The organism is Chromatiaceae bacterium, from assembly GCA_024235395.1.
Lineage (GTDB): Bacteria > Pseudomonadota > Gammaproteobacteria > Chromatiales > Chromatiaceae > Thiosocius.
The window spans coordinates 774,672-788,104 of the sequence record JACKMK010000002.1; the positions used below are offsets into that span (position 1 = coordinate 774,672).

Here is a 13,433-nt window from a genome sequence, read left to right on the forward strand (position 1 = left end):
ACAACAGGAGGAACCCAAGCATGAGAGTTGGTTGCAACCCGGTGGCGCTGCACGCGCTGGTGATGGTCTGCGGGTGGGGCATCGCGGATCCGGCCGCCGCCTATACCGTGTACGTGTCGAGTGAAAAGGACAATGTGATCACCGTGGTCGACGGTGAGACGCTGGAACGGCGGGCCCAGGTCGGCGTGGGTCAGCGTCCGCGCGGCATCGCGTTGAGCCGTGACAACAAGGTGTTGTATGTCTGCACCAGTGACGAAGACCACATCGAGGTACTCGATCTGGCCACGCTCAAGGTGACCCATACGCTGCCGTCGGGGCCGGACCCCGAACTGCTCGCGCTGGGCCCCGAGGGGCGCCTGCTGTACGTCGCCAACGAAGACGACAACATGGTCACGGTGGTCGACGTCGAGTCCCGCAGCAAGGTCGTCGAGATCCAGGTGGGCGTCGAACCCGAGGGCATGGGGATCAGTCCGGATGGGCGATGGTTGGTGAATACCTCCGAGACCACCAACATGGCGCATTTCATCGACCTGCAGAGCCATGCGGTGGTCGCAAACGTCCTGGTCGACCAGCGCCCGCGTGTTGCACAGTTCACGCCGGACAGCAGACAGGTCTGGGTATCCTCGGAGATCGGCGGTACCGTCGCGGTGATCGATGTCGACCGCAAGGAGATCATCAAGAAGATCGGCTTCGAGATTCCGGGCATCCGTGCCGAATCGATCCAGCCGGTCGGCATCCGCATCTCCGATGACGGCAGCCGTGCATTCGTCGCGCTGGGGCCCGCGGCACGCGTCGCCGTGATCGACACGGCCTCGCTCGAGGTCGAGAAATACCTGCTGGTTGGACAACGTGTCTGGAACCTCGCCTTCTCGCCGGACCGCACGCGCCTGTTCACCACCAACGGCGTCAGCAACGACATGTCGGTGATCGATCTGGAAAAACTGCGGGTGCGCAAATCGGTGCCGGTCGGTCGCCTGCCCTGGGGGGTCGTGGTCGCCCCTTGAAAACGCCGGCCCCCCACGAAAAGGTCGCGCTGCAGGCCGAGGGTGTCACCTTCTCCTATGGCAACCGCCCGGTGCTGCAGGATGTCTCGATCGAGGTCCCTGCGGGCAGCTTCTGCGTACTGCTGGGGGTCAACGGTGCGGGCAAGACGACGCTTTTTTCACTGCTCACCCGGTTGTTTCTGTGCCGTCGCGGCCGGATCCGGATCCTGGGTCGAGATCTGCACGCCGACGGCCACCGTGCGCTCGCCGGCCTCGGAGTGGTGTTCCAGCAGCCGACGCTGGACCTTGACCTCACGCTGCGGCAGAACCTGCGCTATTTCTGCGTGTTGCAGGGACTGGATCCCGTGCTCGCGCGGGAACGTATCCAGCAGGCCCTGACCGATATCGGTCTGAGCGACCGTGGTGACGACAAGGTGCGCCAGCTCAGCGGTGGGCAGCGGCGGCGTCTCGAACTGGCGCGTGCGCTGTTGCACCGCCCGCGACTGCTGCTGGCCGACGAGGCCACTGTGGGTCTGGACATCCACAGCCGTCAGGCGATCCTGCAGCAGGTCAGGGCCGAGTGTCGCGAACGCGGCGTCGGCGTGTTGTGGGCGACGCACCTGGTCGACGAGGTGCGCGGTGACGACCGTGTCGTCGTGTTGCATCGCGGCAGCGTGTTGCAGCAGGGATCGGCAGAGGTACTGCTGCGGGAGACCGCCAGCGATACCGTCGAGCAGGCGTTCAATCGGCTTACCCGCGGGGATGCCGCGTGAGGCCGGGGCAGTATGCACGTTGCATGCTGGGGATTCTGGTGCGCGAGGCGCTGCGTTTCCTGCATCAGCGCGAACGCTTTTTCGGTGCCCTGGTGCGGCCCCTGGTCTGGTTGTTCATCTTCGCCGCCGGGTTCCGCTCCGTGCTCGGCGTTTCGATCATCCCGCCGTACGAGACCTATATCCTCTACGAGGAATACATCGTCCCCGGCCTCGCCGCGATGGTGTTGCTGTTCAGCGGTATGCAGGGTTCGCTGTCGATGGTGTACGACCGCGAGATGGGTAGCATGCGACTGTTGATGGTGAGCCCCTTCCCGCGTTGGTACCTGCTGGTGTGCAAGCTCACGGCGGGCACCCTGGTGTCGATACTGCAGGTGTACCTCTTTCTGGCGATCGCGTGGTTCTGGGACGTACGCCCGCCGGCATCGGGCTACCTGCTGGTGTTTCCGGCGCTGCTGCTCGCCGGCTTGATGTTGGGTGCACTCGGGCTGCTGCTGTCATCGTTTATTCGCCAGCTGGAAAACTTCGCCGGGGTCATGAACTTCGTGATCTTCCCGATGTTCTTTGCCTCGTCGGCTTTGTACCCCTTGTGGCGCATTCGCGACTCGAGTGTGCCGCTGTACCAGATCTGCCTGTATAACCCGTTCACCTCGGCGGTCGAACTCATCCGCTTTGCGCTGTATGGCGAGGTCAACCTCGAGGCACTGGCATGGGTCGTCGGGGCCCTGGCGGTATTCCTTGGCGCTGCGATCTATGGCTACGATCCGGCGCGCGAACTGATGCGGCGCAAGTGAACGGTCGGCCTTTTACAAAATGGAACTGACGACATGAATTGGTATGCGATTCGCCAAGCGGTCCTGGCAGTCTTGATCACCGTATCCGGTGCGTGCCCTCTGGCCGGCGGCGCCGACGACGAGCGTGACTGGCCATGCGAGCAGGCACTCGTGCCCGAGATCGATGCCGCCGTGGTCTGGGATGGCCCGGACATCTCGGGACTGTCGGGGCAGTGGGCCAAAGACCCGCAGATCGCGACAGCCGTGCGGCGCCTGACTGCGCGGCGCTATGAACGCGAGACGGCGGAAGCGGTGGTGGAGGCATTTTCAGCCACACAGCCCGCTTCGGAAGGACGTGACCGGCAGCTGAGCCAGCTGTTCGCCGGCGTGCTCGAGGTCATGAACGATGACCGGCGGCGCCTGATCGATGGGATTCTGCGTTATGCGCGCGACCAGCAGCGCCGGGCCGAGGTACTGGGCACCCATCTCGCCGAGATCGCGGAGCTCGAATCAGATCCGTCTGACGCGGCACGCACGCGACTGCACGACCTCCAGCAGCAGGTCACGTTGGAACAACGCATGTTCGATGATCGCGAACACGCACTGCCGTTCCTTTGCACCCGGCCACGCGAGGTCGAACAACGCGTCGGCGAACTGGCAAGGATGATCGCCATGCACCTCCAGTGATCCGGCAAAGCCTCGGTTCCAGGCGTGCATGTCAGCGTATCGGTACCGGTGACGACTCGGCCATCGGCAGTTTGGCCGCTGACCAGCCGTCGGTGCCCTCCGGAAACCACAATACCTGGCGGTACCCGTAGCGCGCGGCGCGTCGGGCCGCGTTCCAAGACATCCAGCAATCGGCCAGGCAATAGATCACGATAGGCCGATCGAGGTCACCACCGGTGAGACGCTGCAGGTTGTCGTGAAAGTAGCGTTCGAGTTCGTCGGACAGGCGCCCGTAACCCACGTTGGGCAGCCACACGGAGCCGGGGATGTTGCGCCGCGCGGGCGGCAGCCACAGCGCAGTCGCACTCAAACCTGCCGGCCGGGGCGGGCGCGGCAGTACGTCGATCCATATCGCTGCCGCTTGCGTGGCAGCACGGGCCAGATGGGCGACCTCATCGGTGTGCACGGTGCGTGCGCCGGGCACATGGTCTGGCACCGGGGCGCGAAACGCGTCGATCCGGTAACCGTCGCTGGAAAAAAAGGGTGTCTGCCCTTCAGCCGAGGAAGTGGCGTTCAGGAGCAGACACAAAGTGGACATGAACAGGCACCGGGCAAAACTGCACGGTGCCTGCCAGCGGCCGTTCATTGCCCGATGGCCATCCCTTTGGCCATCGGTTCGATCGGGTGGTCGTCGGAATCGAGCAGCGGTACGTGATAGCCGATCAGGACCTGCTGCATCCGCGGTTCGAGGCGGTCGATCAACGCATTGACTTCATGCTTCCATTGCCGTTCGTTGCGTCGCAGCCCCATTGAGACGTTGAATGCCAGGTCGACGCCGTCGACCTTTGCGGGTAGGGGTGTGACATGCAGCGGTGGTTCCTGGCGCGCGGCCGTATAGCCGGCGATCGGGCCCCAGATGACGGCTACGTCGATGGCCCCGGATGCCACGTCGCGTACGGCCTGCGTGGCCGGCGTGAAGTAGCGTGTGTCGACGGTCCGCTGGTACGGCTGCACCTGACCCATCAGGCCATACCGTGCCAGCAGCGTCGCCGGTGGCGTGCCGGCGACCACGCCGATACGCAGTGCACGCAGTGCCGGGTCGTCGAGCGTGGTAACGATGGGTGCGCCGTCATCGCGTTGCACGAGGCTGTACACCGATCGGTAGTAGGGGTTGGAATTCTGTACCAGTTCGTTGACCGAGGTCACCCCCATCACCAGGTCGCACAACCGTGTCTGCAGGGTGTTGCGTACGAAACCGACACTCTGCGGCCACCAGCGATACACCAGGGGGCGATGCAGTTCTTCGGCAATCAGCTCGGCGATATGGTTCTCGAAACCTTCCATCTCCCTGTTGGAGAACGGCAGGTTGTTGGCATCGCCGCACACCGCGAGATAAGCCGTGTTGCGACCCTCGCGATCGGTCGGCGAGCCCCATGCAATGCCGGTCGTCAGACCCAGCAGGCCGGTCAGTATCAACACAAGGCAGCGCCGGTCAGACATCATCCACGCAGTCTATTGTGTGACTTTCGGAAACTTGTCGGGGCGTGTCGCACCCGGTATCGCGCCGTCGGCGCGCGCCTTGAGGTACGCGAACAGATCCGGGAGATAGGGCAGCACATTCATGTTGTCGGCGAACCCCGGCATGACGAAATTGTCACGTCCCTGGCGACCGCGCACCACGACATCCACAAACTGCGGAAAGGTCATCTGCTCCATGGACTTCATCAGTGCCGGCGCGTATGAACTGCCAAGCCCTGCCGGGCCGTGACATACGTGACACTCCGAATGGTAGCGTCGAAAGCCGTTGTAGGTGCCGAAGTCGACCTTGCCTTGCTGCAGGAAATACGGTTTATCTGCCGAGAACTCGAACTTGCGGTAGTCGCCGCCCGAGTCTGAAATCGCGTGACTGTTGCCGATGATCAGTGCTGTGCCGGCCGCTATCGTGAACGATGCCCACCGGGTCAGGGTGTTGATGGCCATGAAATTCCTCGCGGGGTGCGTTGGGCGGAACGACCTACAGGCACAACGTGTTCGGCCGTGTCGTCGGGCCGCACCGCCGTCCATCGAACGGCGGTGCGGCGTTTCGCCTCAGAAGTACCTCAGTTGGGCAGCTCGAATACCGTCAGCTGACCGCCGAGCTGGGTATAGTTGCTCAGCGATGCATAGGCACCGACGGCACCGAGTCCGGCAGTCGGATCGGTGAGGCCGGCGGCCATACCGATGCCGGCCCAGCCGCCGAGTCCGGACAGGACTGCGACGTACTGCTTGCCGTTGTGCATATAGGTGTTGACGTTGCCGATGATGCCGGACGGCGTCTTGAACTTGTACAGTTCCTTGCCGCTCTTGGCGTCGACTGCCTTCAGGTAACCCTCCAGGGTGCCGTAGAACACCACGTCACCGGCGGTTGCCAGGGCTCCACTCCACACCGAGAACTGCTCCGGGTTCGACCAGACGATCTTGCCCTTGTCGGCGTCCCAGGCGATGAAATTGCCCAGGTGGTCGCCGCCCGGCGCCGGGTACATGCTCAGTGTCGCACCGACATACGGCTGACCGGCGGTATACGAGACGCGGAACGGCTCGTAGTCCATGCAGACATGGTTGGTCGGGACATAGAACAGGCCGGTCTTCGGCGAATAGCTGGACGGTTGCTGGTCCTTGGAGCCGAGCGCCGCAGGGCAGATGCCGGTGCTGTTGACGTCCTCGCCGTTGTGATGGGTCGAGTACTGTGGGACGACCTGCGGCCGTCCGGTCTCCATGTCGACATGGGTCGCCCAGTTCACGGCCGGATCGTATTTCTCGGCGACCAGCAGCGCGCCGTTCTCACGATCCAGTGTGTAGCCGAAGCCGTTACGGTCGAAGTGCACCAGTGCCTTGTGCATCTTGCCGTTGATCTCCTTGTCGACCAGGATCATTTCGTTGATGCCGTCGTAGTCCCACTCGTCGTGCGGCGTCATCTGATACACCCACTTCGCCATGCCGGTATCGGCGTCGCGTGCCCAGATGGTCATGGACCAGCGGTTGTCACCGGGACGCTGCACCGGGTTCCAGGTGCTCGGGTTGCCGCTGCCGTAGTAGACCAGGTTCAGGTCCGGGTCGTAGGAGTACCAGCCCCAGGTGGTGCCACCGCCGATCTTCCATTGGTCGCCTTCCCAGGTGGCGGTTCCGGAATCCTTGCCAACCGGCTGGCCGAGGTGCGTGGTCTTTGCGGGATCCATCAGGGTGTCGGAATCCGGGCCCATCGAGTAGCCGCGCCAGACCTGCGATCCGTCTTTGATGTTGTAAGCGGTCAGGTGTCCGCGGACACCGAACTCGCCGCCGGAGATACCGACGTAGACCTTGTCCTTGACGACCAGTGGCGCACTGGTGCCGGTGGCGCCTTGCTTCGGATCACCGTTGGACACCGACCAGACCTTCTTGCCGGTCTTGGCATCGAGTGCCACCAGCGTGGCATCGGCCTGGTACAGGAAGATCTTACCGTCGCCATAGGCGACGCCGCGGTTGACCGTGTCGCAGCACATCACCGGGATGACACTGGCGTCCTGACGCGGTTCATACTTCCAGATGATCCTGCCGTCGTTGTTGAGGTCGAGCGCAAATACGGTGTTGGGGAAGGGTGTGTGTACGTACATCACGTCGCCGATCACCAGTGGACCGCCCTCGTGGCCGCGCAGCACGCCGGTCGAGAATGTCCAGGCGACCCGCAGGTCTTTCACGTTGTCCGCGTTGATCTGGTCGAGTTCGCTGTAACGGGTGTTGGCATAGTTGCCGTTCTGCATCACCCAGTCGTTCGGGTTCTGCTGCATCTTGAGCAGCTCGGCATTCGCAAAGGCGCCGCCCGAGGAGCCGATCGCGAGCGCGATGACGGCCGCTCCCGCGGTGGATTTGAGTCGCATCATCATGGTCTTGCCTCTCTGGTGAAATCTTTCTTTGCCGGGAAATCCCTGACGTCTGCGATCGTCCGGACGCCGGAGAGCCGTGACTTCGGTTTGCTCGCCGGTCACCCGGTTACAGGGTGCCATTCCCGTCCGCAGGCCGATGGATCCGACGCGCCACCGATTGAACCCATGTCCTGAACGGTGCTATCCGGGCCAGCGGTAGAGGAAAGGCAGCAACCGTGCCAGATTGCCGAGGCACAGGGAGCGGGGGCGGGCAGGCGCCGCGACGGCATCGCTGGCGCTGCGCTAAGCCGTTAAAAGCAATGGAGAATGGCGGGAATCCGCCGATTCCCGACAGATGTTCACGTTGAGCGATAGAACATGCGCCGCTGGTGGCGCGAATTGCGTGCGTGTCTGGCCGCCCCAAGCGCTTTGCAGTTGTACCAGCGCTGTGTCACAGGGGTGACACCACCGACGCCCGCACGGGTAGACTGTGAGCGATTGTGTCGTTGCGTGCGGAAACCCTTGACGGACCTGCTCTATCCCTCTGCCGCCTGCGCCGAGCCCCTGCATCTCGATGTCGGTGAAGGGCATCGCATCTGCGTTCGCGACTTTGGCAATACCACAGGCCACGCGGTGCTGTTTCTGCACGGCGGGCCGGGCAGCGGCTGCCGTATCGATCAACACCGGCTGTTCGATCCGACGCACTATCGGGTGCTGCTGGTGGATCAACGCGGCAGCGGGCTGTCGACACCCGGCGGAGCGGTGAAGGCAAACACCACCGACCGCTTGCTGCAGGATATGGAAACCCTGCGCGACCACCTGGGGATCCGCCGCTGGCTGTTGTTTGGAGGCTCCTGGGGCGCCACGCTCGCGTTGCGTTATGCGCAGACCCACCCGCACGTCGTATCCGCCCTGGTACTGCGCGGGACCTTCCTCGCGCGTTCCCTGGATCTCGCGTGGTTCTTTGGCAAGGCCGGCGCGGCCAGGATCTTCCCGCGCGACTATGACGCGTTCGCCGGCCCTGTGCCGAAGCACGAGCGCGAAGACCTGATCGGTGCCTATCATCGCCGGGTGCACGGCCCGGACACGGCGACCGCGACGACCTGGGCGCGACGCTGGTATGAATGGGGCGATCGCGTTGCGTGCTGGAACCTGTCGGATCGCGTGCAGGATGCGGGTCCCGACGCGCGACGCCTGCTCGCCAAGGTCCGCATCGAGACCCATTACGCGCTGAACAGATATTTCCTGGGCGACCGGCCGCTGCTCGATGGCATCGGGCGGCTGCCGGACGTGCCTGTCACGATCGTGCACGGCGAGCGGGATCTGGTCTGCCCCTGCGAGGCCGCGTGGACGCTGCACCACGCCATCCCCGGGTCACGGCTGGAGCTGCTGCCCGACACCGGACACCTGCTGGACGAGCCGGCGATGACGAATGCGTTGATACGCGCGACCGACCGGTTGCGCGGCGTCTTGAGCGATTGATCGTTCCTGTGCGCGGTGGTCTCTCGGTGAGACCGCCGGTTTGAATCACAACGATGGTCAGAGCTCGCCGGCGATGATGCGCTTCGAGTTGCGCATATTGCGAAACACGATAGGTTGCGCACGTGCCTGTTCGTGTGCGGCGTGGATCGACGCCACGCGCTCCGCGAGCTCGGCGTGGTGCGGCGATTTGCTGCACACCGGATCGGCATTGGTCGCGTCACCGGTCATGAGGTAGGCCTGGCATCGGCAGCCGCCAAAATCCCTGGCGCGTTCCGGACAGCTGCGACAGGGCTCTTTCATCCAGTCGTCGCCGCGAAACTTGTTGAAATCGGGTGAATCGCGCCAGATCCATTCGAGCGAATGCTCGCGGACATTGGGGAATTCCAGCCCCGGCAGTATCCCGGCCGCGTGACATGGCAACGCGGTCCCGTTCGGCGCGACCGCGAGGAATATCCCGCCCCAGCCGCGCATGCAGGGCTTGGGGCGCTGTTCGTAGTAATCCGGTACCACGTACAGGATGCGCATCTTGCCCTTGAGTTGTTCCTGGTATCTGTGTGCAACGGCCTCGGCCCGCTGCACCTGGTCCAGCGTCGGCAGCAGTTGTTCGCGGTTTTTCAATGCCCAGCCGTAGTACTGCGTCGTGGCAAGTTCGACATAGTCGGCGTTCAGTGCATGTGCGAACTGGATGATGTCTTCGATCTGGTCGGTGTTCTGTCGGTGCAGCACGAAGCACAGCACCATCGGGTAATCGTATTGTTTGACGAGACGCGCCATCTCCTGCTTGTGACGGAATGACTCGTTGCGCGCGATCCGATTGTTGATCTCCTCGCTGCTCGCCTGGAAACTGATCTGGATATGATCGAGGCCGGCGGCCTTGAAGCCACGGATGCGCGACTCGTCCATACCGACGCCGGATGTGATCAGGTTGGTGTAGAAACCCAGCGCGTGGGCCTCGGCGATCAGTTCCTCGAGGTCGTCGCGGACCAGCGGTTCGCCGCCCGAGAACCCGAGTTGCACCGCACCCATGCGCCGCGCCTCGCGAAACACGCGTTTCCATTCTTCGGTGCGAAGTTCGCTGTCATAGCGCGCAATGTCCACCGGGTTGGAACAATAGGGACACTGCAGCGGGCACTTGTAGGTCAGTTCCGCAAGCAGCCAGTAGGGGTTAGGCAGACTTGTCTCGGATCCATTGGTGCTCATGTGCGGTACCCAAAAAAGTGAGGACGTCGTTGCTCAGGTTTTCGGCATCTGGAAACTGCCGTTTCAGGTCGTCGATGAGGGCAGCCACAGTGTGTGCGCCGTCGCAGCGGCGCAGTATCTCGCCGGCAGCCGGATTCAGTTTGATCATGCCTTCGGGATACAGGATCACATAGCCGTTCTGCGCCTCTTCCCATTGCAGCCGGAAGGTCGGTGCCATTTCCGGCATGGCGGACAGGTCGTAGGGCTCGCTCATTTCGCTGTCTCGACGTTGTGGTAGGGCGGGCGTTTCTCGATGTATGCCATCCACATGCAGTCGAGCATGGTCCACAGGATGTCGAGCTTGAACTGCAGGACCTCGAGCATGCGTTCCTGCTGCGCACGCGTGCGGTAGTAGTCGAGCGTGATCTCCAGTCCATGCTGTACGTCGCGCCTCGCCTCGCTGAGGCGTTTGCGGAAATAGCGATAGCCGCGCTCGTCGATCCACGGGTAGTGTTTCGGCCAGTTGTCGAGACGTGCCTGATGGATCTTGGGTGCGAACAACTCGGTCAGCGACGAACTGGCGGCGACCTCCCAGGGCTGGCGCCTCGCGAATTCGAGGTAGGCATCGATGGCGAACCGCACACCGGGTAGCAGGAAGCGGTGTGCCAACAGATCTTCGCGGCGCAGCCCGACGGCCTCGCCGAGCAGCAGCCAGGCCTCGATGCCACCCTCGTCACCGGTGGTGCCATCGTGATCGATGATGCGCTGTGCCCACTGGCGACGAACGTCGCGGTCGGGACAGTTCGACATGATCGCGGCATCTTTGCGCGGGATCATCGTCTGGTAGTAAAACCGGTTCGCCACCCACCCCCGGATCGCCTCCTTGTCGAGCTGCCCCGCGTTCATGCGCTGATGGAATTCGTGGTGAATGTGGTAGTAGCGCTCCTTGTCGCGCAGCTTCTGCTCGAACTCCTCGCGGGTCCACGGTGTGTCGTTGTCCAAGCCGGGCGATAGCATCGCGTTCACAGTTCGATCTCCATGCCGTCCACGGCGACCTCGATCCCGGCCTCTGTCAGCTGGGCACGCTGCGCGGAGTCTTCATCGAGGATCGGGTTGGTGTTGTTGATATGGATGAGAATCTTGCGCGGGCGTTCGAGACGTCCGAGCAGTTGCAGGATACCGCCTTCGCCCGACTGGTCCAGATGACCCATCTCGGCGCCGCGTTTGCTGCTGAAACCGCCGCGGATCATCTCGTCGTCGGTCCACAGCGTGCCGTCGACGAGCACGCAGTCGGCGTCCTGCATGTAGGCCTCGATGCGTGCGTCGACCTCGCCGAGACCGGGCGCGTAGAACAGGGTCCCGCCGCCGGCAAGGTCACGGATGCGGACGCCGATGTTGTCACCCGGCACGGTGTTGTGCCTGTGCGGCGAATACGGCGGTGCCTCGCTCTTCAGCGGGACGCCGGTGAATGCCAGGCCCGGTACCTGGGGCATCGTGAACTCCAATTCGTCGGTGCCGACCTCGTGCCAATTGACGCCTCGGAAGTGCGAAAGGATGTTGAAGATCGGAAAGCCGGTGCTCAGGTCCTCCTTGACGGCGGCGGTGCAATAGAGGTCCCAGGGTGCGGTGTGCTCGCGGAGCAACAGCAGGCCGGTGGCATGGTCGATCTGCGCATCGACCAGGAGGATCGCGCCGATCGCCGTGTCGCGTCGGGTCCGCGCCGGCTGCAGCGCCGGGAAGGCCTCGAGTTGCGCGCGGATGTCGGGCGAGGCGTTGAGCAGCAACCAGTCCTGTCCGTTGCCGCTGACCGCGATCGAGGACTGTGTGCGCGGCGTCGCGCGAATGCTTCCGGCGCGCACACCGCGACAGTTGGCGCAGTTGCAGTTCCATTGTGGAAAACCGCCGCCGGCGGCGGAGCCGAGTACGTGTATCCGCATGGCGTGTCAGCGTCGGTTGGCGCATGCCCGGCGGGCGCTGCGCGGGTGTCGGGTCGGGAAGGTGCCCGCTAGGGGCGGGTTGCCGGTGCCGGCTGCGTCTCGGCACCCAAGACGCAATTCGGCCCGGGCCCGCGGGCACATTCCGCGGTGACCCGGGCCGATTCCGTAGATCAGCGGTTGTTGATATACAGATTGATTTCGAAGCCCAGACGCAGATCTTCGAACGTTGGGGTACTCCACTGCATGGTCCTTCTCCTCACTGTTGGTGGTTGCCGGCTCACAGCACTTAATGTAGCCCGGATTCACGACTTCGGGCGGCCACATAACCACGGACATATAAGCAGATCTGGTGCCAAAGTCGCCAAGTCCCCTGGCACTAGGCATTGTGGCCGGGTCACCCGACCGGGGTGTGTCCCGCCGGGTGCAATCCGAATCAATGCTGTGACGCACAGGTGACACGATGGGTTCACTCGCTGCCCAAACCGCCGAGCCAGTCGGCGAGTACACGCATCTCGTCCTCGTTGACGTTCTGCATGATGCCGGCCATGGCCGCGGTCATCGCGTTCTTGCGCACCCCGGCCTTGATGTCCTTGAGCTGTTGGAACAGGTACTCCGGGTTCTGCCCGGCGAGTTTCGGGTAGACCGGCAGCACCGGGGTGTTCGCGTCCGGCCCGTGACACGAGACACAGGTCTTTTCCTGGTAGAGTTTGGCGCCGTCGAGCGCGACCGCGCCGTGGCTGAGTCCAAGTGCGGCGAGGGCGAGCAGGGTAAGGGTTTTCGGCTGCATGGCAGAGTGTCTCCGTCGATGGGCGGGTGTTTGGATGGCTGCAGTGCAGCACGGATGGTCGATATCGCGGAAGGAGCAGATTCCATGCCAGCACAGGGGTTCCGCGGGATGCGCACGAGGAGACTTTGATGTCGCTGTACGGCGCCCGGCACCGCCCGCGGGTGATGGGCATCCTGAACGTCACGCCGGACAGTTTTTCGGACGGCGGACAGCTGCAGGACACCGATGCCGCCGTTGCACGAGCCGCGCAGATGTTGCTCGATGGCGCCGATATCCTCGACGTTGGCGGCGAATCCAGCCGGCCTGGCGCGGCACGCGTTCCGGCCGAGGTGCAGATCGCGCGTGTCGTGCCGGTGATCCGTGCGCTGCGCGAGCGACTGCCGCAGCGGCCCGTGATCAGCGTCGACACGACGCTGCGCAGCGTTGCAGAGGCCGCGCTAGACGCCGGCGCGGACCTGGTCAACGACATATCCGCGGCGCGCGACACGCCGGACATGTTGCGTTGCGTCGCCGAGCGCGCGGTACCGATCGTGCTGATGCACATGCAGGGCGAGCCCGCGACCATGCAGTTGGCGCCACACTATGACGATGTCGTCGCCGAAGTGACCGCATTCCTCGCGGCGCGCGCGCAGGCCGCGCTGGCGGCGGGCCTGCAGCCAGACCAGATCCTGCTCGACCCGGGGATCGGATTCGGCAAGCGCCGAAGCGACAACCTCGCACTGCTGGCCGGTCTGGACAGGATCGTGGCGCTCGGCTACCCGGTGCTGTTGGGGGCCAGCCGCAAGCGGTTCATGGGTCACCTGTGCAACGAGCGTGAGCCCGCCGAATTACTCGGGGCAACCTGCGCGACCACCGCGCTGGCGGTGGCCGCTGGTGTCAGCGTCGTGCGCGTGCACGACGTCAAGCCGAACCGGCAGGCGGCGGATATCGCCTGGGCATTGCGCGTACCCGCAGTGTTCGAAGACGCCTAGCGGTCGG

Annotated in this window: 16 protein-coding genes; 6 read left to right on the top strand and 10 right to left on the bottom strand. The window is 63.9% G+C overall.

Going from position 1 to position 13,433, the window contains the following annotated elements:
• The first annotated feature begins 20 nt into the window (after nucleotides 1-20).
• The 4 genes from H6955_11640 to H6955_11655 are packed head-to-tail and all read left to right on the top strand — an operon-like array spanning nucleotide 21 to nucleotide 3,213.
• Nucleotides 21-1,004 (top strand): PQQ-dependent catabolism-associated beta-propeller protein, encoded by a 984-nt coding sequence (locus H6955_11640; GenBank protein MCP5314208.1) that lies wholly within the window; start codon nucleotides 21-23, stop codon nucleotides 1,002-1,004.
• Nucleotides 1,001-1,756 carry an ATP-binding cassette domain-containing protein gene (locus H6955_11645; GenBank protein ID MCP5314209.1) on the top strand — a complete coding sequence of 252 codons (756 nt, stop codon included), beginning with the start codon at nucleotides 1,001-1,003 and terminating at the stop codon, nucleotides 1,754-1,756. The genes H6955_11640 and H6955_11645 overlap by 4 nt, the downstream gene beginning before the upstream one ends.
• Before the next feature lie 23 nt (nucleotides 1,757-1,779).
• Nucleotides 1,780-2,547 (top strand): ABC transporter permease, encoded by a 768-nt coding sequence (locus tag H6955_11650; protein ID MCP5314210.1) that lies wholly within the window; start codon nucleotides 1,780-1,782, stop codon nucleotides 2,545-2,547.
• A 33-nt stretch (nucleotides 2,548-2,580) separates the two neighbouring features.
• Nucleotides 2,581-3,213 (top strand): hypothetical protein, encoded by a 633-nt coding sequence (locus H6955_11655; GenBank protein ID MCP5314211.1) that lies wholly within the window; start codon nucleotides 2,581-2,583, stop codon nucleotides 3,211-3,213.
• A 31-nt stretch (nucleotides 3,214-3,244) separates the two neighbouring features.
• On the opposite strand, the gene H6955_11660 is transcribed toward H6955_11655, so the two are convergent.
• From H6955_11660 to H6955_11675, 4 genes are all read right to left on the bottom strand, one after another.
• Entirely contained in the window at nucleotides 3,245-3,790 is a 546-nt protein-coding gene (locus H6955_11660; GenBank protein ID MCP5314212.1) for a PQQ-dependent catabolism-associated CXXCW motif protein, read from the bottom strand.
• A 44-nt stretch (nucleotides 3,791-3,834) separates the two neighbouring features.
• Nucleotides 3,835-4,671 (bottom strand): quinoprotein dehydrogenase-associated putative ABC transporter substrate-binding protein, encoded by an 837-nt coding sequence (locus H6955_11665; protein MCP5314213.1) that lies wholly within the window; start codon nucleotides 4,669-4,671, stop codon nucleotides 3,835-3,837.
• 33 nt (nucleotides 4,672-4,704) lie between these two features.
• Nucleotides 4,705-5,172, bottom strand: coding sequence for a hypothetical protein (locus H6955_11670; protein MCP5314214.1), 468 nt, complete (start codon nucleotides 5,170-5,172; stop codon nucleotides 4,705-4,707).
• 119 nt (nucleotides 5,173-5,291) lie between these two features.
• The gene (locus H6955_11675; GenBank protein MCP5314215.1) at nucleotides 5,292-7,088 is read right to left on the bottom strand and encodes a methanol/ethanol family PQQ-dependent dehydrogenase; all 1,797 of its coding nucleotides are present in this window, start codon (nucleotides 7,086-7,088) and stop codon (nucleotides 5,292-5,294) included.
• Between the two features lie 504 nt (nucleotides 7,089-7,592).
• Here H6955_11675 and pip point away from each other — a divergent pair.
• Nucleotides 7,593-8,552, top strand: a complete 960-nt coding sequence (pip, locus tag H6955_11680; GenBank protein ID MCP5314216.1) for a prolyl aminopeptidase — start codon at nucleotides 7,593-7,595, stop codon at nucleotides 8,550-8,552.
• Nucleotides 8,553-8,609: 57 nt separating this feature from the next.
• On the opposite strand, the gene pqqE is transcribed toward pip, so the two are convergent.
• The 6 genes from pqqE to H6955_11710 all read right to left on the bottom strand — a co-directional run bounded on the left by pqqE (nucleotide 8,610) and on the right by H6955_11710 (nucleotide 12,455).
• Nucleotides 8,610-9,752: a pyrroloquinoline quinone biosynthesis protein PqqE gene (gene pqqE, locus H6955_11685; GenBank protein ID MCP5314217.1), complete on the bottom strand. Its 1,143-nt coding sequence runs from the start codon at nucleotides 9,750-9,752 to the stop codon at nucleotides 8,610-8,612.
• Nucleotides 9,718-10,005: a pyrroloquinoline quinone biosynthesis peptide chaperone PqqD gene (pqqD, locus tag H6955_11690; GenBank protein ID MCP5314218.1), complete on the bottom strand. Its 288-nt coding sequence runs from the start codon at nucleotides 10,003-10,005 to the stop codon at nucleotides 9,718-9,720. Before pqqD ends, pqqE begins: the two co-directional genes overlap by 35 nt.
• Nucleotides 10,002-10,748 (bottom strand): pyrroloquinoline-quinone synthase PqqC, encoded by a 747-nt coding sequence (pqqC, locus tag H6955_11695; GenBank protein ID MCP5314219.1) that lies wholly within the window; start codon nucleotides 10,746-10,748, stop codon nucleotides 10,002-10,004. Before pqqC ends, pqqD begins: the two co-directional genes overlap by 4 nt.
• A gap of 5 nt (nucleotides 10,749-10,753) precedes the next feature.
• Complete coding sequence (pqqB, locus tag H6955_11700; protein ID MCP5314220.1) at nucleotides 10,754-11,668, bottom strand: pyrroloquinoline quinone biosynthesis protein PqqB; 915 nt, start codon at nucleotides 11,666-11,668, stop codon at nucleotides 10,754-10,756.
• 170 nt (nucleotides 11,669-11,838) lie between these two features.
• The gene (gene pqqA / locus H6955_11705) at nucleotides 11,839-11,913 is read right to left on the bottom strand and encodes a pyrroloquinoline quinone precursor peptide PqqA (GenBank protein MCP5314221.1); all 75 of its coding nucleotides are present in this window, start codon (nucleotides 11,911-11,913) and stop codon (nucleotides 11,839-11,841) included.
• Nucleotides 11,914-12,134: 221 nt separating this feature from the next.
• Nucleotides 12,135-12,455 (bottom strand): c-type cytochrome, encoded by a 321-nt coding sequence (locus tag H6955_11710; protein MCP5314222.1) that lies wholly within the window; start codon nucleotides 12,453-12,455, stop codon nucleotides 12,135-12,137.
• A gap of 128 nt (nucleotides 12,456-12,583) precedes the next feature.
• Between H6955_11710 and folP the strand changes: the two genes are divergently transcribed.
• The gene (gene folP / locus H6955_11715) at nucleotides 12,584-13,426 is read left to right on the top strand and encodes a dihydropteroate synthase (GenBank protein MCP5314223.1); all 843 of its coding nucleotides are present in this window, start codon (nucleotides 12,584-12,586) and stop codon (nucleotides 13,424-13,426) included.
• Nucleotides 13,427-13,433: the final 7 nt, after the last annotated feature.

What these genes read in the sequence shown, in the direction of transcription:
- pqqE (MCP5314217.1), bottom strand. Translation starts at nt 9,752, where the DNA reads ATGAGCACCAATGGATCCGAGACAAGTCTGCCTAACCCCTACTGGCTG.
- H6955_11660 (MCP5314212.1), bottom strand. Translation starts at nt 3,790, where the DNA reads ATGTCCACTTTGTGTCTGCTCCTGAACGCCACTTCCTCGGCTGAAGGG.
- pqqD (MCP5314218.1), bottom strand. Translation starts at nt 10,005, where the DNA reads ATGAGCGAGCCCTACGACCTGTCCGCCATGCCGGAAATGGCACCGACC.
- pqqC (MCP5314219.1), bottom strand. Translation starts at nt 10,748, where the DNA reads ATGCTATCGCCCGGCTTGGACAACGACACACCGTGGACCCGCGAGGAG.
- folP (MCP5314223.1), top strand. Translation starts at nt 12,584, where the DNA reads ATGTCGCTGTACGGCGCCCGGCACCGCCCGCGGGTGATGGGCATCCTG.
- pqqB (MCP5314220.1), bottom strand. Translation starts at nt 11,668, where the DNA reads ATGCGGATACACGTACTCGGCTCCGCCGCCGGCGGCGGTTTTCCACAA.
- H6955_11710 (MCP5314222.1), bottom strand. Translation starts at nt 12,455, where the DNA reads ATGCAGCCGAAAACCCTTACCCTGCTCGCCCTCGCCGCACTTGGACTC.
- H6955_11640 (MCP5314208.1), top strand. Translation starts at nt 21, where the DNA reads ATGAGAGTTGGTTGCAACCCGGTGGCGCTGCACGCGCTGGTGATGGTC.
- H6955_11650 (MCP5314210.1), top strand. Translation starts at nt 1,780, where the DNA reads ATGCTGGGGATTCTGGTGCGCGAGGCGCTGCGTTTCCTGCATCAGCGC.
- H6955_11670 (MCP5314214.1), bottom strand. Translation starts at nt 5,172, where the DNA reads ATGGCCATCAACACCCTGACCCGGTGGGCATCGTTCACGATAGCGGCC.
- H6955_11675 (MCP5314215.1), bottom strand. Translation starts at nt 7,088, where the DNA reads ATGATGCGACTCAAATCCACCGCGGGAGCGGCCGTCATCGCGCTCGCG.
- H6955_11655 (MCP5314211.1), top strand. Translation starts at nt 2,581, where the DNA reads ATGAATTGGTATGCGATTCGCCAAGCGGTCCTGGCAGTCTTGATCACC.